At 35.8% G+C, this 21,189-nt stretch carries 25 protein-coding genes; 7 read left to right on the top strand and 18 right to left on the bottom strand.

Annotated elements, in window-relative coordinates; all coding sequences use genetic code 11:
* The 6 genes from ACMGE6_RS05760 to ACMGE6_RS05735 all read right to left on the bottom strand — a co-directional run bounded on the left by ACMGE6_RS05760 (position 1) and on the right by ACMGE6_RS05735 (position 5,042).
* Positions 1-426, bottom strand: coding sequence for a DUF2231 domain-containing protein (locus tag ACMGE6_RS05760; protein WP_414054761.1), 426 nt, complete (start codon positions 424-426; stop codon positions 1-3).
* 88 nt (positions 427-514) lie between these two features.
* On the bottom strand, positions 515-1,705 hold the full coding sequence (locus tag ACMGE6_RS05755; protein ID WP_414054760.1) for a sensor histidine kinase: 1,191 nt from the start codon (positions 1,703-1,705) through the stop codon (positions 515-517).
* Positions 1,692-2,366, bottom strand: a complete 675-nt coding sequence (locus ACMGE6_RS05750; RefSeq protein WP_414054759.1) for a response regulator transcription factor — start codon at positions 2,364-2,366, stop codon at positions 1,692-1,694. Before ACMGE6_RS05750 ends, ACMGE6_RS05755 begins: the two co-directional genes overlap by 14 nt.
* Positions 2,367-2,556: 190 nt before the next feature.
* Positions 2,557-3,495 carry a nucleoside hydrolase gene (locus tag ACMGE6_RS05745; protein ID WP_414054758.1) on the bottom strand — a complete coding sequence of 313 codons (939 nt, stop codon included), beginning with the start codon at positions 3,493-3,495 and terminating at the stop codon, positions 2,557-2,559.
* Positions 3,496-3,593: 98 nt separating this feature from the next.
* Positions 3,594-3,845, bottom strand: coding sequence for a hypothetical protein (locus ACMGE6_RS05740; RefSeq protein WP_414045576.1), 252 nt, complete (start codon positions 3,843-3,845; stop codon positions 3,594-3,596).
* 75 nt (positions 3,846-3,920) lie between these two features.
* Complete coding sequence (locus tag ACMGE6_RS05735) at positions 3,921-5,042, bottom strand: hypothetical protein (protein WP_414054757.1); 1,122 nt, start codon at positions 5,040-5,042, stop codon at positions 3,921-3,923.
* 232 nt (positions 5,043-5,274) lie between these two features.
* Here ACMGE6_RS05735 and ACMGE6_RS05730 point away from each other — a divergent pair, with 232 nt between their 5' ends.
* From ACMGE6_RS05730 to ACMGE6_RS05705, 6 genes are all read left to right on the top strand, one after another.
* On the top strand, positions 5,275-5,961 hold the full coding sequence (locus ACMGE6_RS05730; protein WP_414054756.1) for a polysaccharide deacetylase family protein: 687 nt from the start codon (positions 5,275-5,277) through the stop codon (positions 5,959-5,961).
* Between the two features lie 27 nt (positions 5,962-5,988).
* Positions 5,989-6,870 carry a 3-hydroxyacyl-CoA dehydrogenase gene (locus tag ACMGE6_RS05725; protein ID WP_414054755.1) on the top strand — a complete coding sequence of 294 codons (882 nt, stop codon included), beginning with the start codon at positions 5,989-5,991 and terminating at the stop codon, positions 6,868-6,870.
* Positions 6,871-7,085: 215 nt separating this feature from the next.
* Positions 7,086-8,945 (top strand): anaerobic ribonucleoside-triphosphate reductase, encoded by a 1,860-nt coding sequence (gene nrdD / locus ACMGE6_RS05720; RefSeq protein ID WP_414054754.1) that lies wholly within the window; start codon positions 7,086-7,088, stop codon positions 8,943-8,945.
* A complete protein-coding gene (gene nrdG / locus ACMGE6_RS05715; RefSeq protein ID WP_414054753.1) occupies positions 8,942-9,439 on the top strand; it encodes an anaerobic ribonucleoside-triphosphate reductase activating protein in 498 nt (165 codons plus the stop codon). Before nrdD ends, nrdG begins: the two co-directional genes overlap by 4 nt.
* A 76-nt stretch (positions 9,440-9,515) precedes the next feature.
* Positions 9,516-10,601 (top strand): CapA family protein, encoded by a 1,086-nt coding sequence (locus ACMGE6_RS05710; protein ID WP_414054752.1) that lies wholly within the window; start codon positions 9,516-9,518, stop codon positions 10,599-10,601.
* A gap of 69 nt (positions 10,602-10,670) precedes the next feature.
* Entirely contained in the window at positions 10,671-10,970 is a 300-nt protein-coding gene (locus tag ACMGE6_RS05705) for a DUF2316 family protein (protein ID WP_414047286.1), read from the top strand.
* Between the two features lie 251 nt (positions 10,971-11,221).
* On the opposite strand, the gene ACMGE6_RS05700 is transcribed toward ACMGE6_RS05705, so the two are convergent.
* From ACMGE6_RS05700 to ACMGE6_RS05680, 5 genes are all read right to left on the bottom strand, one after another.
* Positions 11,222-11,956 carry a class I SAM-dependent methyltransferase gene (locus ACMGE6_RS05700; RefSeq protein ID WP_414054751.1) on the bottom strand — a complete coding sequence of 245 codons (735 nt, stop codon included), beginning with the start codon at positions 11,954-11,956 and terminating at the stop codon, positions 11,222-11,224.
* A gap of 138 nt (positions 11,957-12,094) precedes the next feature.
* On the bottom strand, positions 12,095-12,829 hold the full coding sequence (locus ACMGE6_RS05695) for a hypothetical protein (RefSeq protein WP_414054750.1): 735 nt from the start codon (positions 12,827-12,829) through the stop codon (positions 12,095-12,097).
* 70 nt (positions 12,830-12,899) lie between these two features.
* Positions 12,900-13,676 (bottom strand): alpha/beta fold hydrolase, encoded by a 777-nt coding sequence (locus ACMGE6_RS05690; protein WP_414054749.1) that lies wholly within the window; start codon positions 13,674-13,676, stop codon positions 12,900-12,902.
* A 10-nt stretch (positions 13,677-13,686) separates the two neighbouring features.
* Complete coding sequence (locus ACMGE6_RS05685) at positions 13,687-14,400, bottom strand: hypothetical protein (protein ID WP_414054748.1); 714 nt, start codon at positions 14,398-14,400, stop codon at positions 13,687-13,689.
* On the bottom strand, positions 14,401-15,075 hold the full coding sequence (locus ACMGE6_RS05680) for an HAD family hydrolase (protein WP_414054747.1): 675 nt from the start codon (positions 15,073-15,075) through the stop codon (positions 14,401-14,403). It abuts the gene before it with no gap.
* A gap of 73 nt (positions 15,076-15,148) precedes the next feature.
* Between ACMGE6_RS05680 and ACMGE6_RS05675 the strand changes: the two genes are divergently transcribed.
* A complete protein-coding gene (locus ACMGE6_RS05675) occupies positions 15,149-15,667 on the top strand; it encodes an NUDIX hydrolase (RefSeq protein WP_414054746.1) in 519 nt (172 codons plus the stop codon).
* On the opposite strand, the gene ACMGE6_RS05670 is transcribed toward ACMGE6_RS05675, so the two are convergent.
* From ACMGE6_RS05670 to ACMGE6_RS05640, 7 genes are all read right to left on the bottom strand, one after another.
* Positions 15,654-16,601, bottom strand: coding sequence for a FecCD family ABC transporter permease (locus ACMGE6_RS05670; protein WP_414054745.1), 948 nt, complete (start codon positions 16,599-16,601; stop codon positions 15,654-15,656). The two genes, ACMGE6_RS05675 and ACMGE6_RS05670, sit on opposite strands and share 14 nt — an antisense overlap.
* Complete coding sequence (locus ACMGE6_RS05665) at positions 16,591-17,448, bottom strand: ABC transporter substrate-binding protein (protein WP_414054744.1); 858 nt, start codon at positions 17,446-17,448, stop codon at positions 16,591-16,593. Before ACMGE6_RS05665 ends, ACMGE6_RS05670 begins: the two co-directional genes overlap by 11 nt.
* 249 nt (positions 17,449-17,697) lie before the next feature.
* On the bottom strand, positions 17,698-19,356 hold the full coding sequence (argS, locus tag ACMGE6_RS05660) for an arginine--tRNA ligase (protein WP_414054743.1): 1,659 nt from the start codon (positions 19,354-19,356) through the stop codon (positions 17,698-17,700).
* Positions 19,353-19,763 carry a DUF1934 domain-containing protein gene (locus tag ACMGE6_RS05655; protein ID WP_414054742.1) on the bottom strand — a complete coding sequence of 137 codons (411 nt, stop codon included), beginning with the start codon at positions 19,761-19,763 and terminating at the stop codon, positions 19,353-19,355. Before ACMGE6_RS05655 ends, argS begins: the two co-directional genes overlap by 4 nt.
* Before the next feature lie 239 nt (positions 19,764-20,002).
* Entirely contained in the window at positions 20,003-20,284 is a 282-nt protein-coding gene (locus ACMGE6_RS05650; RefSeq protein ID WP_414054741.1) for a hypothetical protein, read from the bottom strand.
* 103 nt (positions 20,285-20,387) lie between these two features.
* A complete protein-coding gene (locus ACMGE6_RS05645; RefSeq protein ID WP_414045551.1) occupies positions 20,388-20,579 on the bottom strand; it encodes a hypothetical protein in 192 nt (63 codons plus the stop codon).
* A 105-nt stretch (positions 20,580-20,684) separates the two neighbouring features.
* Positions 20,685-21,182 carry a YwhD family protein gene (locus tag ACMGE6_RS05640; protein WP_414054740.1) on the bottom strand — a complete coding sequence of 166 codons (498 nt, stop codon included), beginning with the start codon at positions 21,180-21,182 and terminating at the stop codon, positions 20,685-20,687.
* Between the last annotated feature and the right edge of the window lie 7 nt (positions 21,183-21,189).

Here is a 21,189-nt window from a genome sequence, read left to right as displayed (position 1 = left end):
TTAGTGATTTAGTATTTTGGCATTTTCGTAAACGATTTGACCACCTAAGTGACCTGTATAAGCTAATAATACACTACCGATGATTGCAATAACAATCACTGCGATATAAATTGCTTTTTGATATTGTGTTGTAAAGTGTGTGATAAGTTTTAAACCAACGGCAAGACCAAACATAATCATCGCATTGCGTGCCATGTCTTCATGCTGATGAATCATATTTTCAACTTCTCCAAAGTGCATTTCAGCAAAACGCTCTCCGCTATCTCCTGTTAAAAATGCAACAACACCACTGACAAATCCTAGTGCAAGTAATATTGTTCCTGCTAAGTTAAGTTGCTTTCTATATTTTAATGATAAAAGTTCAAATAAAGTTCCGACAAGTAATAAAGCGATTGGAAAGTGTACGATTAATGGATGTAATGGCATAATGTTAATTCCTCCTGTTTTCTTATAAGTTATTTTCTATACACATAAGATAACAAGTGAAACTGACATCAAACTGACATTTAATATATTATTTAAAATTTATTTTAAAAGTTAATCCATTATCATTACTAACATGAACTTTAGCCTGATGTTGATCCATAATCTCTTTAAATAGTGCTAACCCGATACCTGAACCCTCTTTCGTCGTATTTCCTCGGTAAAATCTTTCAAACAGATGTGCTAAATCTTTTTCTGCGACACCTGGGCCGTTATCTTTAAAAATTAATTCATGTTCAGCTAATCGAATGGTGATTTGCGGATGCTCGACATATTTTACTGCATTCTCAAAAAGAATAGATAGTGCCTGCTTTAACGCCTGTGCATTACCTTTAATGATAACATTCTGCTTAATATCAGCTATGACCTTAACTTGTTGACGTTCAAAGTGGTGTATGCGCTCTTCAACAATTTCACTTAAATTGACCGCTTCAACAGCCATATTACCATCCAGACGAGAAAGCGAGAGCAAATCTCCAATGAGGGCCGTCATATGATTAATTTCATTCTTAATATCTATAATCATCTCTTTACCAACATCAGATAATCGGTCTCCGTCAAACTGTTCAATCACTTCAGTGCCTGCCTTCATGACAGCAAGTGGTGTTTTTAATTCGTGCGATGCATCCTGCACAAACTGTTTCTCTCGCATCACCGCATATTCAAGCGGCGCCATCGCTTTCTTTGAAAAGAAATAAGTCATCAGTAAAATAAGAAAGATGTAGATGACAGTGAGACCGATCAGTGCATTCTTTAGCTGCGATAGTCCGTGATAACTCTCAGTCGATTCAAATACCGTATACATATACACTGTCTCGTGACTAGCAAGTTGTACTTTCTTTCCCGATACATAATAATGCGCATTGTCAATATTCATATAGCGATGCCTAAACTCTTTATCGTCGGTGAGTTGTGTGTTGATTTGTGCAATCAACTGACGGTCATAGACTGGTTGTTTAATAATCGCATTGTTCTGCGTTATAAAGTAAATTTGATTAATACTTTCCTCTGTATCATTATTTAGTATTAAATGGAGTCCGTCCTGTTCTTGTTTAAAATGTTCTTTGAACTCTGATGACAGAATATGATCTGATTTAAGTTTCAACTGATAATTAATACTTGATGATGTGGCGACATACGCAATAATAGAAAATGTAACGAGTAAAACAAAGACACTGGAGGCAAAGAGTAAATAAAGGCCACCTTGTTTAGGATGCATCATCGGTTAATATATATCCCATATTTCTTATTGCTTTCACCTTGTAAGGTGCAATAGATGTCCCTAACTTTTGTCGTAAGCGCTTAACGAGTGTTTCTACATTATTATCGCTCACAACTTCATCAATCGACCACACTTTATCAAGTATCATATCTTTAGCGACAATACCTTGATACTCCATTAATAATACAAGCAGTGTATACTCTTTGTTGGTTAAGTTAATATCCGCACCATGAATAAGTACTTTTTTCTTTGTCGTATCTACAGCAATAGGTCCTACTTCAAGTATGTTTGTCATTTGTCCCACATTACGACGGTGTAATGCATTCATTCTGATGTGTAGTTCTTCAAACTCGAATGGCTTCACAATATAATCATCCGCACCTGTTTCAAATCCAGACACTTTATCTTCCAGTTCACCTTTCGCTGTCATCATAATAATCGGCGTAGCGATATGCTGCGAACGAATTTGTTTCAATATATCGATTCCTTGTACGTCCGGTAACATCCAGTCGAGCAAAATAATATCAAAGCGTTTCGTTGCAGCATAATCCAGCGCTTCTTCCCCATTAGTCAGCCAAGTAACAATGTGATTTTGTTTTGTGAGTAGCATTTTCATCATCTTTCCTAAGCGTAAATCATCTTCAACTAACAATACCTGCATCATACCCCTCCTTTGAAATAAAAGTATGTGTACCATTTTTAAAATTGTTGTATTTAGTGTATCAAGGAATAATGTATTGTGCTACATCATCGTATTTTAATTGTTAAAAAGTGAAGATGACATCAAAAAAAGTTACAAAACTAACATCTTAGAACAATGATAGTTTTGTAACTTTATATATGTCCAAATCTTATTTCACTTTCTTTGCTAAATCTGTAATGTAATTAAAGAAACCGTCATGATCTACATCATAGACTACGTTCACTGGACGGCCACCTTCCATTTCATACGTTCTACCTTGGCTAGGCCCTTCCGTATAGACGCCTGATAAGATTTCTTTTGATTTCACTAATTCAGGATTACCGACTGATGCTGTCGTTAACACATCCCATAAGAAGTATGTTGAATTAGTAATAAAATGTACTAATGGCGGAACAACCGCATAACTTACACCTAAGAAATCGACACCCGGATATTTACGATCGTTTGCCCACATTTGGCGAATGGCTGGCGTTAATGGCACTTGATTCGTACTTTCCAGTGCGATCATATCAATTTTAATGTCCGCATCAAATACTACACCTACTGCTTCAGGATCCCAGTAAGCATTCCACTCAGCTGTACCATCATGCTCAGGTTCATGAACGTTTCCATCCGGTAGATAAGTGCCGCCCATCCAGACTAACTTGTCAATTTTTTCAACGATTTTTGGCTCAACCTTTAACGCTTCAGCTAAATCTGATAATGGTCCTGTAAATAACAGTGTTGTCTTCTCTTTTTCATTCATCACAGCATTGATTAAGTGCTGATGTGCCGGAATTTCAGAAAGGGGTGCGTCAATTGTGCCTTTTTCGTTTAAGATAGGTAAAGCATCCATAAAGAATGCGTGCATTCTCCAGTCTTTCGGGAAAGGATTTTTTCCACGGATAATTGATTTCGCTGTTTCCAGTTTGCCATCTCCGAAGCGGTCAATGATTTTACGTGATGCATACGTTGCCGGCTCAATATAGCAGTCGGCATCAATAACGCTCACTCCTGTTAGTTTTACTGTGTCCATTTGCAGTAATAAAAATAGTGATATTAAATCATCTACTCCACCATCATGGTTAAAATATACATTTGTTTTCATAAAAAAAAGACTCCAATCTATTTGAATACCATTCATTATATGGTGAAATGGAATGAAATTTCAATAGATTGAAGTCTTAAATTGTGACAAATCGTAAACTATCCGAAATATAAAAATGCGAATAATACGAGTAATATAAAATCAAATATATGACGGAACATGTTCTCACGCCATGCATTACGGTCTAAACTATCTAATAGTCCAAGTACAAGTAACGCTGCAAATGAACATATAATCAGCATATTAAAATTCATATGTGAGATTAATTGAATAATGATCAGGATGACCACAGCAATATTTAAAATATTGTATATTCGTCCCCACACAGTTGTTTGTCCAGTTCTATTCAACGATTTCACCTCAAAATGTAAGTTATGATAAACTATATCATCAATTAGCACTTCTCACTAGTGAAATGCTTGAATTTACCTTTTCTCTTGCGCTTTAAGTTTAGCGACGTGCGCAATATTCCTATTTTTACCACGTTTTTTAGTTTTACGTTTAACCTGCACGTGTTTTTTCTTAACTTTCTTTGCTGTGCTGTTTGTTTCGGTTTTCTTAAAGCCATGAAGTGTCCATAATCGGGTCGTATTCAATGCTTCACGAATTAAGACTGTAAGTTCATCACGCGTATTAAACTGCATAAAGCCATTCGCTTCAACGTTATCAATATGCAACAGAATTTGGTCAGGTGTCTCATTAGCACGTAAGCCAAATAGAATTGTATTCACTATTAATCGAGATGTATCAGTATCTTTGAAATCTTCGATAATATGATCTGCAAGATAAGCCTCTAACGCTTGTACTTCAGGAGTACGTTCAATGTAAAAGCGCTCTGTATATGCAATAAATTCATCAAAAGAAGGTATATAATACGTTTTATCTTCTGTGAGTGCCTGTAAATTCAGTTGCACAGGCGCAAGTTCAATATGTTTAATACTGCTACCTGATATCATTGGTTCGTATTCAGGCATCAGTGCAATGATCTCTTCACGAATCTCTTCTTCAGATGGTTTTACACTGTAATATTTTTCTTTTAAAGTCTGTAAGTGTTTTAAACTAACAAAGCCATATAAATTTAAAGCGCTTCTGTAGAAATGAATATTATCAATATCTGCTTTAAATTCAGGGTGTTCTTTCTTGTAAGCCAAAAAATGTGTTTTAACATCTTTTGGGATGAAGAGCAGTTCAGTGTCTTGTGCGTAGAATAAGAACACATCATCTGGTACATCATAGTGGAACACCATATAATTCTCTTCTTGTTCACTCAGCTTATCCAGCACCACTTTATAGCCACTATCATAGCTCTTTAGCATGGATTGCAAAATTGTGAAGTCACTAAAATATGATGTTGTAATTAACTGAATTAAATCTTCCTTATTTTTAGAGGAAAAGCCTTTAATACTTAAATTACGACAAATATTTTTAAGTTCATCTTTGGATAATCCCGCTAAATAATGGTCCAGCGTATAGTTATTAAAGTTCTCTGCCGCATATTCCTTTTTTTCTTCCTGCTCCTGGATGTCGATATTTAATTCGTTTGTCATTGTGTTGCGCCTCCGTGACCCTTAAAAAATTTTCATCACTTACTATAAATTTACTCTTCTCTTTTTATATATTGATACTATTTTACCAATTATCGCACTAAATGAAAACTTTCCCTTTCATATCACACATAACATTTACATAAACATGCGCATTTTGTCACAAATATAAGCATACAAATATTTGAAGTGATGTATAATAGAGTAGAATAGAACGATAGAAAGAAGGATAAATATGAAGAAACTGCTGCTTGTTTTTTTATCATTAATATGCACATTTTTAGTACTTCCTGAAGAAAATTCTTATGCTAAATCTGCACCATTTAAAGGGTATGTCGCACTCACATTTGATGACGGTCCCGGTGCTGGTACTGCCTCGATACTTAGAACATTAGGTCAGCAGAAAATTCCTGCTACATTTTTTATGGTAGGACAATCATCCAAGCAATACCCACATCTTGCACGTCAAGTTGCATTACATGGTCATGAAATAGGTCACCATACTTATAGCCATGCTAATTTAACAAGTATCACCCAAAGTCGTATTAAAACACAAATTAACAGCGGCTACTACACTGTTAAAAAATATGCCGGAAAAGCTCCGACAGTTTTCAGACCGCCTTACGGTAACTTTAATTACAGTACTTTAAAATATAGTAAAGTCCCAGTTATTTTATGGAATGTTGATACGCTGGACTGGAAAGTACCTACTGCTGCATCAATGAATATGTATATTAATCAGCAAGTACGTCCGGGATCAATTATTCTGATGCATGACTCACATGCGACAACAGCGAATAACTTACCGGCAGTCATCTATAATTTACGCGCACAAGGTTATCGTTTTACAACAGTTTCTCACCTTTTACATTTAAATAAACACAGTAAGCGCGGTCCGTATTACGGTTATTACAGCGCCTAACTGATTAAATATAAGGAGTGGTAGTCAATGAAAAACGTAAGTATCGTCGGTGGTGGAGTACTTGGAAGTCAAATTGCTTTTCAATGTGCGTTCTTTGATTGTAACGTCATCATGTTTGCTAGAAGTGAGGCTTCAATAAAGCGTATGCAGGAGAAACTCACACGTTTAATCCCTATTTACGGGGCATATTTCAATGACCAAGATAGAGCACAAAGAGCGTATGATAGCATCAAAATTTCAATGGATATGAAAGAAGTGCTTGATGACAGTGATGTGATGATTGAATCGATTGCTGAAAGTATGCATGCTAAGAAAGAATTATATGAAAGTATGAAAGGACTTGCACCGGAAAAAACGTTATTCTTAACCAATTCTTCAACAATGATACCAAGTACATTCCGTGATTATACTGACAGACCGGATAGATTCTTAGCCTTGCACTTTGCAAACTCAATCTGGCAGAATAATATTGCTGAAGTGATGAGTCATGACACGACAGATCCTAAATATAATCAAATTGTCATGGGCTTTGCAAAACAAATTAATATGGTGCCGATCCTTGTGAAAAAAGAGCAACCTGGCTATATCCTCAACTCTCTACTCGTACCATTATTACAATCTGCTGAACTTCTTTATGCGCATGGTGTCGGTGATATAGAAACAATCGACAGAACATGGATGTTAGCGACAGGATCACCTGTCGGACCATTCGGTATTCTGGATGTTGTGGGACTCACAACTGCCTATAATATTTCAGTGCAGGCCTCTATTACACACCCACAGTTGAAATGCGTCACAGAGATGTTAAAAGAATACATCGATGCCGGAAAACTAGGTGTGGCAACCCATGAAGGTTTCTACAAATACCCTAACCCTACTTATAAAGACAAAGACTTCTTAAAGGGCTAGCTGAGTCGTTAAACCTAACCGTACAAAACGATTGAATCTCGTTTTGTACGGTATTTTATTTATACTTTGTGCATTTTCTCACACCTTCTCCGCTTAGACCCTCATATACTCGTCTGAAATATGACATCTTTTCAAACAGATGACCGATGTTAAGACAAATACTATATATAGTATTAATATGTTTATGTGAACACTATATATAGTAGGTGGTAAATATGATAACTCAAACAAATAATCTACAGGAAAGCTTAAATCGATTAATCAATAAATCTCCGGAAGTTATTCATGAGAATGCGAATAAAGATGCCAATGTCTTTAATACACTGCGAGACCTCACTGCAGGGACAGTCGCTAAATCCATTGGTCTTGATATGTTGCCTGAGCATGTACGTCTTGCCCATGAAAACGGTGATATACATTTTCATGACCTCGATTATCATCCATATATGCCGATGACAAATTGCTGCTTAATCGATATTCCCGGCATGCTAAAATCTGGATTCAAAATTGGTAATGCAACAGTGGCTACCCCGAAGTCTATCCAGACCGCTGCTGCTCAAATCGCACAAATTATTGCTAGTGTCGCTAGTAGCCAGTATGGTGGTTGCTCAGTAGACAGAATTGATGAAGTACTCAGTCCTTACGCTGAACTGAATGCCATGAAACACCGCAAAGTAGCTCAGCAGTTTATCGCAGAAACAGAACGCGATACCTATGTTCATCAAATGACAGCTAAAGACATTAATGATGCTATCCAGTCACTTGAATATGAAATTAACACACTTTATACCAGTAATGGACAAACACCATTTGTCACGTTCGGTTTCGGGCTGGGCACGGATGACTTTAGCGTGATGATTCAACGCGCAATCTTAAATACACGTATTCAAGGGTTGGGTACAGAAGGTGCGACTGCCATTTTTCCAAAACTCGTATTCAGCTTAAAAGATGGTATCAACTTAAAGGCAACAGACCCTAACTATGATGTAAAACAACTGGCATTAGAATGTGCCACTAAACGGATGTACCCTGATATTCTTAACTATCAGGCTTTAACGAATATGATTGGAGATTTTAAGGCACCCATGGGCTGCAGAAGTTTCTTAAGTGCCTACGAAGAAAATGGGGAGTTTATCAATAACGGACGCTTTAATCTTGGTGTTGTCACACTCAATCTTCCTCGTATCGCTATAATACATCCAAGAGCGGATAACTTTATGATCGAACTGAAAAACCGACTAGAAATTGTGCGTGACGCTTGTTTGTTTAGAATTAAGCGACTAAAAGATGCAACCCCACAAAATGCGCCCATCTTATATCAATATGGTGCCTTCGGAAAACGTCTGAATGTTAACAATGATATCTCTGAATTATTTTTGAATCGCCGCTCGACTATTAGTATCGGGTATATCGGCTTGTACGAAGTGGGTGCATTGCTATTCGGTCCAGATTGGGAAAAGAATAACGAAGCTTATGAATTTGTACTTAATATTTTAAAGACGATTAAACATTTTGCTGATGCGTTAACTGAGCTACACGATATTCAGTTTAGTGTGTACGGGACACCGAGTGAATCGCTGACTGACCGCTTCTGTCGATTGGATTTTGAACGTTTCGGTGCGATTCCTAATGTGACGGATAAAGGATATTATACAAATTCATTTCATTATGATATCCGTAAAAAAGTAACACCTTTTGAAAAGATAGATTTTGAAAAAGATTTTGCACAGTATTCTACTGGTGGATTTATTCATTACTGCGAATATCCAAGTCTGGTGCACAATCCTGAAGCGCTTGAAGCGGTATGGGATTATGCGTACTCACGTGTTGGTTATTTAGGTACGAATACGCCAATCGACCAATGCTATACCTGTGGATATACTGGTGAATTCAGGCCGACTGCAGCTGGTTATACGTGCCCTGAATGTGGTAACAGTGATCCTGACACAACGGATGTCGTCAAACGTACATGCGGTTATCTCGGACAACCACTTAAGCGTCCTATGGTAAAAGGTCGTCAAATCGAGATCAGTAGCCGTGTTAAACATATGTCCACAAGAGATGATTTACTATGACATATGATGGCAACGGTTATATCGCAAAAGTGATGAACTGTGTGGTTACAGATGGCAGTGGTATGCGAGTAAGTGTCTATGTTTCAGGATGTCATTTCCACTGTCCTGAGTGTTTTAATGCAAGTATATGGGACTTTCATCACGGCAGACAGGTGAATGAATCTTTAATAGAAGAAATTATGACACTTATTGATAAAGACTATATTAGCGGCCTCTCCATTCTGGGCGGGGAACCTCTGGATAACCTCGCTGTTATTACGCCACTCATTCATGCATTTAGAAGTAGATTCAAAAATTCTAAAGACATCTGGATGTGGTCAGGATACATGCTAGAATATATAAGGCGTACACCTGAACTTGCCTCAATCATAAGTAAAATTGATGTCCTTGTGGATGGTCCTTTTGTACATCACCTATACCGACCACAGCTAAAATTTAGAGGATCTTTGAATCAACGTATTCACTATTTATCAAAAGGTAATATATCCCTATAAAAATAAATACTGTTTTTTATCTATATTCAGTTATAATATAGTTAATGTAAATTAATAGATTAGGGAGACAGATATAATGGATAAATATCAAATGAAAGCATTAGCATTATCGGTACTAACTGCAACACAATTTGTATTACCTACTACAATTCTTCAGCAACACCATCCAGAAACAGATGACAATGTTGTGAATCTGAAATCAGTTGGAGACGTACTTGTCCATGGACATGTCGCAGCCCACGCAAAAACTGCGAACGGCTATGACTTTAATCCAGCGTTTACTGAGATTAAACCGATGATAGAAGAAGCAGATATTGCGATTGCTAATCTGGAAACACCTATTGCTGCAAATGAACTCGGTTTAGGAGACTACCCTACATTTAACTTACCACCAGAAGTAGCAGAAGCCGTAAAAAATGCCGGATTTGATATTGTATCTAATGCAAATAACCATGCACTGGATCAAGGTCAGAAAGGATTGCATATTTCACTGAAACACTTAGATGAAATGTACTTGCCATACGTCGGTGCTTACAAGAGTCAAAAAGATCACGATACACCTCGTATTATTGAAGAAAATGGTGTAAAACTTGGATTTTTAGCTTATACATACGGGACAAACGGACAAGTACCTACTGCCGATTATGATGTGAACTATATCGATCTTAAAAAAATGAAAAAAGATATCGAAGCATTGAAACCACAAGTTGACGGAGTAGTTGTATCTCTACATATGGGTGTGGAGTATCAATATCATGAAAATAAAGAGCAGCAAGATGTTGCACAAGCTTTATCTGACTATGGTGCAGATATTATTCTTGGCGGACATCCTCATGCTCTTGAACCGATGAAACAAGATGATAATAGCTTCATCATCTATAGCCAAGGTAATTTCTTTAGTGGGCAAAGCCAGATGCAGACAAAACTAGGTGGTATCCTGTCTTTAGATATTAAGAAGACAGATGATGGCGTTGAAGTCGTTTCAGGTGAATTCCTCCCTACTTATAATGAAGGAGATTATAATGCTGGTGGCTATAAAACAGTACCACTTGTACAATCTTCACTCGATGCCGCAACAAAACAAAATCAGTTTAATTTTGTGAGTGATTTAATGACTACTTATGACTCAAAAGTAAAAGTCGTAGAAAATTTATCACATTAAAGCGAAAAAGCTTGTAATTTGCGCTAAAAAGATTATAATTACCTTCTACACATAGAAAGAAGGATGATTATGTCACTATCAGTTGAAGAACGTAAAATTACCAGTACTGAATTATACGCTCATTTACATGATGCGACCCTATCTGTTGAAACAATCGCACAACAATTTAATTTAACACCTCAAGATATTACTGCAATTTTAGATATGGATAATTCGCACATGGTCACACCGATGCCTATGAATGAGTTTATTCATCTCGTATGGGATGTTAGAGATTTCATTAATAATGAACTGCGTAACAACGGTTTTACACCTAAAGAATATAGTTATCTTAAAGGTATGAAAACCGATTACTGGTTTTTACAATAATTTTAAAATGACCCGAAAAGGGTCTTTTTTTGTGGGTGTTTGACACGTGGGGCGATTAATTTGGAGTAAGTTGTGGTTTTAAAATTGGGGGTCTACCAATTTCGCCTTGAGTTGTGACTTTGAAATTGGGGGTCTACCAATTTCGCCTTGAGTTGTGACTTTGAAATTGGGGGTCTACCAATTTCAGATTGAATTGCAGCTTTGAAATTGGTGATTCTCATAAAAAAAGACTTAAGGCAATCGCCTCAAGTCTATTTTCTTCGTGCTGATATAATAAGCATCATCGGTCTTCTTAATTCATCTTTCATTTCAGGTATTTCATCTAATAGTTTCTCACTCGGCTCCGGTTCAGCAATGCCTTTTATCACAAAATCATTATCTATCAATACACTTAAATAGTGAGAGAGTGTGCGATGATACTTTCTTACTTCTTCGCCTAGAAATTGTGTTTCACGTTCGCCTTCTTTATAGTAATGATCCACCGGCCAGAATAATTTGTTACCTGCATCATCATAAATCCAGTCCTGACTACCTTCTGCTGTATACACTGGGTGTTCAACACTAAAAATAAATGTACCATTTATCGTCAATACTTCTTTTACTTGTTCAACAACATCTTTAAATGATGGCAGGTAGTGTATTGCTAATGAACTCATAACTACTTCAAATTCATGAGGTTCAAAATCCAGCTCATCCATCGATTGATTGATAAATATAATTTTCTCTGCATCAGGCTGCGTACGTGCACGGTCCAGCATCTTTTCGGAAATATCTATACCGACCACCTTCTCTGCACCTTGTTCAACAGCATATTGGCAGTGCCATCCATAACCACATCCAAGATCAAGGACAGCAGCATCTTTCAACTCAGGAAGCATTGCTTTAAAGGTTTCCCACTCACCTGCAGCTTCTAATCCCTTTACTGAACGTTCCATCTCACTATATTTATCAAACAATGACCGATTATCATAAATATTATTATCCATAGGCACTCCTTTTAGACCTTTGTTAGCATTACTTTATCAAAATTGTGTATCGGAATAAAGTTATTTGAATACAACTGAAAAAGAACAAACTATAAAAATCAAATTGATTTTAAACGTTTGTTCATTAGCTCAATATATTTATTTTGAATTAGTCGTATTATTTGCGGGTTCCTTGACCGGCACCTCTTCGCTACTACCTGCTTTATACACCACGATTTCTAACGATGGTGCTTCAGTTGTAGACTCAGATATCGTTGGCGTCGATTGTTCAGGCGCTTCTTCCATAGACTGCACTTGATAATACGCACGATTAAGATGAGTATGCCCTTTTGAAAAATCCGTGTATCCCGCTTCCCTTAATGCGGGGTCTGACACTTTGATGGCTGAAGCAATCTTACCGAGTGATTCTATATATTTTTCATTTGCTTTTTTCACTTCAGAATCAATTACTTTTATTTGTGGCATGTCTTTAGCAGCTCTTGTCTTCGACTCGTATTTCACCACAATGTGTTTCACCGTTTTAAGTTGTTGTTCAATTTCTTTTTCCTGTGCATTCAGCGGCATTGTATTAATGACCTGATCCATCGCTTTAGAATATTCTTTAACCGTATTCACATACTCTCTCTTCGATGTCACCGGTTTTATATTAGAGGACTTCACAGCAACCTCTTTTGAAATCTCCGCCTTTATATGTTTCACTTTGTTTGCAACAATTTTGTGCTGCGTATTTTCAGACTGCTTTTTGTCGATTTTCTTTTGTTTAGTAGGTTGATCATTATGTACAACTGATCCTGCTTGTTGCTCAAGCATGACCTCTTTATGACAGCCTGTAAGTATGAATGTGAGTAAACACACCGTTACAATCTTTTTCATGCTTCCTCCAGCAATTTCCTTAAGATTATCAGTACTCACATATTTTAACATACTAAAGACTTAGAAGTAACTACTTTAACAAAAATTCCTTAACTTCTTTAACAAATTCATCATATTGCTCAAATATTAACCCATGTCCACTTTTTTCGTAAATTGACAACTTACTGGCTGGTAATAATGCAGCAAGTGCTTCTGCTTCTTCAATCGGCACAAGTTCATCATGACGACCATTCATAACGAGTGTTTCAACTTCTATTACATCTAATTTTTGAGGATTATAATCTACCGTCGAAATAATCACTGCATCCTCTTCTTTTTCAGTCATCGCTGTCTGTGTATCTTTCATTTTTTTATAATATTTTTTGACAGTCTTAATATCATAATACATATAATCTTCAAGCACTTTCGTACGTTCTTTTCGTGACATTGTTCTTAATATACTTGCATAGCGATGGTGAAATTCTCTTTCTGCTTCGTAGTAACTTTTAATACCTGTACTGATTAGAATTAATTTGTTCACGTATTTTGGATATTTCGAAGCGATTGTTGCTGCAACAGCTCCACCTAATCCAAATCCCATAAAATGTGCCTCATTAATATATAGCTTATCAAGGACGGTCAGTACATCTTCTACATAATCATCCATCTTAATATCTAACGGTTTATCGCTAAATCCATGACCACGCAAATCAATTTTAATCAATTGAAATTCTTTCATAAAATCTGTATCAAGTGCATCAAACATCGTCGTATTTAAAAACTGTTCATGCAACATTACAAGCGGATAACCTTTACCTATCAATTCATAATGTATTGCTACGTCATTATTAGTTAATGCTAATTCCATATCTATCCCTCTAGTTCCTTGTGATTTTTGCAAACTCTAATACATCTGAAGCTTCGTTATAATGATAATCCTGTGCATATTCTACAACTTTAATAGAACAATTTTCTTTAATCGTCACATTATCTGCACGCAGTAACTCACTCACAACATTTTCTACAGTAGCACTTACTGCATCTATTTCTCGTACAGTAAGTCGTGACGTATCATCTTTAAAAATTAACTTTTCGCGTTCTGCTTTGACTGTCAGTTCATCACACACAATATAGCGAATATTACTTGATTCAGCGACTGAAATTGAAATCGATTGTGCATTTAATTCTTCATCAAGACGTATTGAACCTTTAGAATTAAATACTTCTGCCTTCACCGGGCCTTCTCCGATAAAAGTCCCTTTATTATGAATCTCGTTTGCCTTTAATCCATTCTTTAAATCAATCGTCCCACGATTATCAATTGATGTCAGTACGACTTCACCTTGCACGACTAAATAACCTTTATCTGATATAACAAGTTCATTAGTTTCTAATGTACCGTCTATTACCAACTCACCATTGACCTTTAAGTAGGGAGCATTGAGTTGTCCTTCTATCTTTAACACACTTTCATCAGCAACAACGAGTTCATTTGCTTCAATACTAGACGTTGCAGTTGCATTACCTTCTACGGTCACAGTTTCAAAAATACCACCTGCAACAGTTTCATCCTGCCAGATTACATTTGTCATTTATATCGTCTCCTCATCTATAATACTGAATAGTTCAGATAAATTCTCTATACGATAATTCATTACACTGCTGTCCGGTGCCTCAAAATAATGATTATCCTTAAATACTGTTTGAATGCCAAGATTGTGCGGTGCTTCAATATCATTCATCGGATGATCACCAACAAATAAACATTCTTGCGGCGTAACACCTAATTTGTCACACATCATCATGAAAATCTCAGGGTCAAGTTTGCGATAACCCACAGCTTCTGAAATCAGTATTTCTAAAACATACTTCTCTATACCCAATACATCGATGATATAACGCTGGTGTTCAACCTTACCATTCGTAATAATCCCTAATTTGTAACCTCTATTCTGCAATCTTGAAATAATTTCTTTCACATCCGGGAATCCTGTAGCAAACTTCGGATAGTTCATATCATAATCCATCAGTAAATCTTTTTCATCTACAAACTGAATGTTTAACTGATCTATTAAAGCTTTGTAAACTCGGTCCTTTTTGACATAACCATGCGCATCGTATTCTATAAAATAATTTATAAAATCGTCCTTTTGAACTTGTGTAAAGTACTCTCTCAATCGCTCGAACTGATCATCTAAAAACAAACGCAGTGATTGCTCTCTATCCAGTAATGTACCATCTAAATCAAATATAATTGCTTTTACCATGATTGAAACCTCCAATTACAATAAGTATAGCTTATCTGTTAAACTGAAATCGAATAATATGACGAGGTGACCTATGGACTGGAAAAAGATACGTTTAATACGTTCGGATGACTATAAAGTTTTTAAAGTGGAGACTGCTGTATTTTCATATCAGAATGCTGAGAGTACGTTCTATCAAATTAAAGCACCAGACTGGGTAAATGTAATCTGTGAAGTAGATGATACGATTATTATGATTAGACAATTTAGGATTGGAATTGAAGATTATACGCTTGAGTTACCTGGTGGATTAGTCGATGCAGGCGAGTTAGCACTTGATGCTGGTACTAGAGAACTGGCTGAAGAAACGGGTTATAGCGGCAGTGCTTGTATGATTGGTACGATGCATCCTAATCCAGCGTTATTTACTAATAAATTATCAACAGTCCTTATACGTCATGCACAACAGACAGAGCAAATTTCCCGAGAAATATTTGAGGATATCGAGATTGTACGCATCTCTTTGCAGGAAATAAAAAGAAAAATAGCGCATGGTGAAATCACCAATGCGCTAACTTTAGCAAGTTTGATGCAATATTTTAGTATGGCTTAGTATTGTGTTTCATAATTACCCAGAGTAATAGTGGCATCCCGATTAAACACATCATAATGGATACAGGAATTTGAACCGGCTGAACGATTTCTCTGCCTAACAGGTCGCCTATTAATACGATAAGCACGGCACATCCCATCGTTAAGTTCATCTTTGAAAGTTTTGTGCCTTTAAACCCGAGCTTCACAAATGGCGGAATAATCATCCCCACAAATCCGATAATTCCCGTCATACTGATTAATACCGCACACATTATACTTGTAGTTATAAGCAGGATATACATGACTGTTTCAGTACTAAGACCCAGGGATTTGGCACGGTCATGACCTAATCCTAAGATTTCAATATGCTGATGGAAATAATAGATGATAACAAGTCCTATAAGCGTTATAGGGAGCAATATAAATATGTCATTAAAACTCACTGTATCTATTGATCCATACAAGTAATTCATGATATGTGTCGCTTTCGATGGCACGATAAGAATTAAGACATACACTAAACTTGAAAAGAAAAAATTAATCAGCATTCCTATAAGAATCATCCAGATCGTTGGCTGATTAAATTTATTCAATCGACTCGCTAAGAGCACGATAATTAATGTCAGTAAACTAAAAATAATACTGAACGTCATTATCATAGAAATACTAAGCCCCATTACAATTGCGAGTGCACTCCCAAAACTTGCTCCACTCGCTAGTCCTAACGAAAAGCTATCTGCTAAATAATTGTTGAGTATTGTCTGAAATACGTACCCTGTAATAGAAAGAATAATACCTACTAGAATACCTGTAACAATTCTTGGCATTCTTATCTCAAATAAGACGGTGCGGTTAATCGGCTCATTCATATTTAAAAACCCGAAATCATCATAAAATAGTGAGAAGACGACCACTCCGAGAATCATTGTCATTACAATCAGATTATTTTTCATCTGCCACAGCTTTAGCTATCGTTTCCATACCTTGAGCGATTCTTGGACCTGGTCTTGAAACAGTATCCGGATTGATAGCATGAACCTGATTATCTGTCACTGCTTTCACATGATTAAATCCGTTTCTTGCTTTCACTTCTTTTTCCAGTTCTTTTTGTGAACTACCACTTGTAGAAATAATAATGTCTGGATTCTTTTTAACGATCGCCTCTGCACTTACCGCCTGATATCCTTCAATACCACTAAAGATATTCTCAGCACCAAGCTGCTTAAGTAGATCATTCATTAAAGTGTGATTCCCACCTGTATAAATATCAGGGTGAGATGACATTTCTAAAAATACTTTTTTACCATGAATGACATCTTTATACTTGCCGGCAATCTCTTTCACCTGTTGCTTCATATCACTGATTAAAGCTTTACCTTTCGCTTCTTTATGAGTTGCATGTGCAACTTGAGTAATACTTTGATATAAGGTATCAAAAGAATTTGCGTCATGTACAACAATGACTTTAATCCTTTTACTTTTGAGTTTCTTAATCGTTTTTTCCTGAGCCTGTTCCATCGACTCATGTGCAAATACCATTGTAGGCTTCGCTTTTAATACCGCTTCATAGTCGAGCTTCATCCCATCAAACTTTTCCTTGTCTTTTACCTGCTTAGGATAATTATCTACAGTCGAAACACCAATAATCTCTTTATCCAGCCCTAAAGCATATAAAATTTCTGTATTACTCGGTATTAACGAAATAATGCGTTGTTGTGAATCACTATGCTCCTTTTTAGCATTACAACCCGATAAAATAACGAGCAATATCAACATCATTACAAATAACGTTTTCTTCATAAATCCTCCAAAACACTCATTTTTGCATAATTATACCATGTATTCACACTATCTATCAAAACGAAAAAAGAACACTAGCACGCTAGTGTTCTTTGGGTTAGATTCTATTAAATGCAAGGTCGATGGCCTCTAAACGGCATCTCACTTGCAGCCCTTCGATAAACTTCAAATAAAGCTTTGAAATCAAAGAACGATTTCTTGCTTTCTTTTCCAGTTTACTTCGGTCTAAACGCAAGGTCGATGGCCTCTTTACATTTTTTCCGGGCTTGTTACGCCAACAAGTGTTAGAGCGTTTTGAAGCGTGATTCTTGCTGCTTCAATTAACGCAACGTGTGCTTTAGATTTTTCCACATCATCTGTTAACACTTTTTCAGCATTATAGAATTTATGGAAGTGTGCTGCTAAGTCCTGAATATAATTCGTAATTCTATGTGGTGCACGTGCATCTGCTGCTTGTTCAATGACTGTTTCAAAATCAGCGATACGCTTTAATAATTCGAATGCTTTTTCATTAGTAATTAAACTAAAGTCAGCATCTGTTTTAGGTGTGATGCCATTTTCAGCTGCCTGACGTAATATTGAACAGATTCTTGCATGGGCGTATTGTGCGTAATACACTGGGTTATCACTAGACTGACTCTTCGCAAGCTCCATATCAAAGTCAAAGTGAGTGTCCGCACTTCTCATCGTTAAGAAGTAACGTGCTGCATCAATTCCTACTTCATCCATGATGTCACGTAATGTAATTGCGTTACCTGTACGTTTACTCATCTTCACTTCCTGACCGTCTTGAAGTAAGCGTACCATTTGCATCACTTGAATTTCTAAACGTTTAGAATCTGTACCAAATGTCTCAAGTGATGCTTTTAAACGATTAATGTAACCGTGATGATCTGCACCGAAAAGGTTAATTAATGTATCAAAACCACGTTCAATTTTGTCATAGTGGTATGCGATATCAGGTAAGAAGTATGTGTAACTACCGTCCTGTTTAATTAACACACGATCTTTATCATCACCAAACTCAGTTGTACGTAACCAAGTTGCTCCGTCCTGTTCAAAGATATAACCGTGTTGTTTCATTTGTTCTAATGCTTTATCAATTTCTTTATTTTCATATAATGAAGTTTCGCTGAACCAGTTATCAAAGTGAACGTTAAATTCAGCTAAATCTTTTTTCAGTTTATCCATTTCATAATCTAAACCAAGTTTACGGAATGCTTTAATACGCTCTGATTGTTCTAAATCTTTATATTCCGGATGTTCGTGTGCTAACTTTTTACCGATTTCGATAATATCTTTACCGTGGTAGCCGTCTTCCGGTAAGTCCATATCCTGACCTAATGCCTGGAAATAACGTGCTTCAATTGAGTATGCTAAGTTCTCAATTTGTTTACCAGCATCATTAATATAGTATTCACGTAATACATCATAACCTGCTGCTGCTAATACGTTACTTAACGTGTCACCGACTGCAGCATTACGTGCATGCCCGATATGTAAGCTACCAGTAGGGTTAGCTGAAACATATTCAACTAAGATTTTTTCATTTTTAGGAGCTTCTGCTTTACCAAAGTCTTCTTTTTTATTCAGTGCTTCTGTAATAATGCCTGTAAGATATGCGTTATCCATATAGAAGTTAATGAATCCAGGACCAGCAATATCTACTTTTGTAACGTCCGCTTTTTTCACATCTAAGTTATCAACGATTAATTGTGCAATTTCACGCGGGTTGCGTTTAGCAAGTTTCGTTAATACCATTGCAATGTTTGAAGCGTAGTCACCATTTTTAGTGTCTTTTGGTACTTCAATTTTAATTTCTGGTACTTCTGTAACAAGCTCAGCCTTTAAAATCGCTTGTTTGATTTCTTCAATTAACGTTTCTTTTTGTTGTTGTACGATATTCATGATAATCGCTCCTTATATTCTATATCATATGTGTAACTGCCTAAGACAGTGTTATTATTTTTAATCGTATATTGAATGTATATTTTACCTGAGTGGTCATCTGTCTCAATTAATAATTGATTTGTTGCAACTTCCATAACCGTTTTCTGATGCGCCAGGTGATACATATTTTGAGTCGTTTCAAATGGTACAAATAGAAAATCTAACGTTAACTCACCTTTACGGTTAATCCGCACCCGATTATCTTCAATTTTAACACGAACCTCAGTTAAAATGTTTTCTATACATTCTTTATACATAATATATGTATTCATTTTTTTTATTAAGGTGCCGATGGTTTCAAATTCAAACGTCTCAGTACCTTCACTATTCGTGATTTGTTGCTTAATATGAATATCTATTTCCATCATTATCACCCACTTAAGATTATAACAAATTATGTATAAAATTAAAGAAAGCAGGTATAAAAATACCTGCTTTCTTTAGTGTCCTAGCTATTTTTATAGCTACTCATATCTTACTAATGTTAAGCAAAAATTACAACCAAAAATCTACACGAATCTCAAAGTCACATATTTGTCACAAAGTAGAGATTAATAAATATTATACAGAGAATTGTTAATTCATTATTCTATCAATTTGATTTCTATTTTAACACTTTTCTAATTAATAAAAATGGTGAAATGACAAATGCAACTACTTGAACTAACGATCTAACAGGTTTAACTTCTAATGCGAATTCGCTAGCATCTAAAGCTATAAATGGATAACATATCAATGACAATATAAAATATCCTGTAATAATGTTATAAGGAAAACTCCAAGGATTAAAATTATAAATGCTCTCCATAGCAAATAAATACAAACCAAAAAATGCAATACTTAATATAATTGCAATAAATCTGAAGAAAAAGCCATCTAATCTCATCCAAATCTCTCCTCATTAGATATATTACTTTTTCTCTAATTTCATATATAGTGAATTGATTATAATTTTATTAAAAGAAATTAATGATTAGCTAAATATTAATTTATTTAAAAACTACAGTTACAAAATATTGAAATCCCGACACAAGTCCGTTTACTTGAGAATTTACAGAAATAACTTCTTTGTCTTTTGTGAAATCATTTACTTGTTTATCAAAATCTGCAACTAATTCTTCAATTGAACTCGGTTTAAAAGTTTTATTTGGATATGTCAGTGTAAATGTTTTTATTTTCATCTGAATTCTCCTTTTAATTATAATTGTTGAGTTATTAATAATTTATAAAAAACTAACTAGATACCATTATTTATATCTAGTCAGTTTTCTACTATATGATAATCTCTAACCCAACATCTCTTTCAACTCATCTCCTGAGTTCTGCCACATTTCAGGATTATGGTTCATTAAGAAGTTTTTCAAGATAGCTTTGTTCCCTTCACCAATTTGATCCAGAATAAATTTACGTTTCATTGATTTGTCCATCATATTTACGTGTTCTGCCATCACTTTATAACCGCGTTTACGTTCTTTATTCACTGCCATATAACATGCTGTAACTCCTGCATAATAAGGTCCTACTTCAGCGCGTTCCGTCGTTACCCATACAAGCCAGTATTCTTTTTGATCTGGTCCTTCTGTCTCAGATTTATCTGTCACCCATTTTACGCGTTTTTCTACTTCACTACGTGCGTGCATCGCACCAATATCAATAAACGCTTTCTTCTCCTGTACGTCAATAAACACTGGTGCTATATTATCTAAACTGATTGCACCAATATTTGTTCCTTTATGCCCATCAAGTGGATCGTTCTTTATGATGTTAAATTGAAATTCTGCCATTGTGTCA

It is taken from the genome of Macrococcus equi, from assembly GCF_047426745.1.
Taxonomy (GTDB): Bacteria; Bacillota; Bacilli; order Staphylococcales; family Staphylococcaceae; genus Macrococcoides; species Macrococcoides equi.
Note: the sequence above shows the minus strand (reverse complement) of the source record. Positions and strands in the feature narration are given on the sequence as shown.

Bases quoted from the DNA above. Each gene is read 5' to 3' on its own strand.
- ACMGE6_RS05760 (WP_414054761.1), bottom strand. From the start codon at position 426: ATGCCATTACATCCATTAATCGTACACTTTCCAATCGCTTTATTACTT.
- ACMGE6_RS05755 (WP_414054760.1), bottom strand. From the start codon at position 1,705: ATGATGCATCCTAAACAAGGTGGCCTTTATTTACTCTTTGCCTCCAGT.
- ACMGE6_RS05750 (WP_414054759.1), bottom strand. From the start codon at position 2,366: ATGCAGGTATTGTTAGTTGAAGATGATTTACGCTTAGGAAAGATGATG.
- ACMGE6_RS05745 (WP_414054758.1), bottom strand. From the start codon at position 3,495: ATGAAAACAAATGTATATTTTAACCATGATGGTGGAGTAGATGATTTA.
- ACMGE6_RS05735 (WP_414054757.1), bottom strand. From the start codon at position 5,042: ATGACAAACGAATTAAATATCGACATCCAGGAGCAGGAAGAAAAAAAG.
- ACMGE6_RS05730 (WP_414054756.1), top strand. From the start codon at position 5,275: ATGAAGAAACTGCTGCTTGTTTTTTTATCATTAATATGCACATTTTTA.
- ACMGE6_RS05725 (WP_414054755.1), top strand. From the start codon at position 5,989: ATGAAAAACGTAAGTATCGTCGGTGGTGGAGTACTTGGAAGTCAAATT.
- nrdD (WP_414054754.1), top strand. From the start codon at position 7,086: ATGATAACTCAAACAAATAATCTACAGGAAAGCTTAAATCGATTAATC.
- nrdG (WP_414054753.1), top strand. From the start codon at position 8,942: ATGACATATGATGGCAACGGTTATATCGCAAAAGTGATGAACTGTGTG.
- ACMGE6_RS05710 (WP_414054752.1), top strand. From the start codon at position 9,516: ATGGATAAATATCAAATGAAAGCATTAGCATTATCGGTACTAACTGCA.
- ACMGE6_RS05705 (WP_414047286.1), top strand. From the start codon at position 10,671: ATGTCACTATCAGTTGAAGAACGTAAAATTACCAGTACTGAATTATAC.
- ACMGE6_RS05700 (WP_414054751.1), bottom strand. From the start codon at position 11,956: ATGGATAATAATATTTATGATAATCGGTCATTGTTTGATAAATATAGT.
- ACMGE6_RS05695 (WP_414054750.1), bottom strand. From the start codon at position 12,829: ATGAAAAAGATTGTAACGGTGTGTTTACTCACATTCATACTTACAGGC.
- ACMGE6_RS05690 (WP_414054749.1), bottom strand. From the start codon at position 13,676: ATGGAATTAGCATTAACTAATAATGACGTAGCAATACATTATGAATTG.
- ACMGE6_RS05685 (WP_414054748.1), bottom strand. From the start codon at position 14,400: ATGACAAATGTAATCTGGCAGGATGAAACTGTTGCAGGTGGTATTTTT.
- ACMGE6_RS05680 (WP_414054747.1), bottom strand. From the start codon at position 15,075: ATGGTAAAAGCAATTATATTTGATTTAGATGGTACATTACTGGATAGA.
- ACMGE6_RS05675 (WP_414054746.1), top strand. From the start codon at position 15,149: ATGGACTGGAAAAAGATACGTTTAATACGTTCGGATGACTATAAAGTT.
- ACMGE6_RS05670 (WP_414054745.1), bottom strand. From the start codon at position 16,601: ATGAAAAATAATCTGATTGTAATGACAATGATTCTCGGAGTGGTCGTC.
- ACMGE6_RS05665 (WP_414054744.1), bottom strand. From the start codon at position 17,448: ATGAAGAAAACGTTATTTGTAATGATGTTGATATTGCTCGTTATTTTA.
- argS (WP_414054743.1), bottom strand. From the start codon at position 19,356: ATGAATATCGTACAACAACAAAAAGAAACGTTAATTGAAGAAATCAAA.
- ACMGE6_RS05655 (WP_414054742.1), bottom strand. From the start codon at position 19,763: ATGGAAATAGATATTCATATTAAGCAACAAATCACGAATAGTGAAGGT.
- ACMGE6_RS05650 (WP_414054741.1), bottom strand. From the start codon at position 20,284: ATGAGATTAGATGGCTTTTTCTTCAGATTTATTGCAATTATATTAAGT.
- ACMGE6_RS05645 (WP_414045551.1), bottom strand. From the start codon at position 20,579: ATGAAAATAAAAACATTTACACTGACATATCCAAATAAAACTTTTAAA.
- ACMGE6_RS05640 (WP_414054740.1), bottom strand. From the start codon at position 21,182: ATGGCAGAATTTCAATTTAACATCATAAAGAACGATCCACTTGATGGG.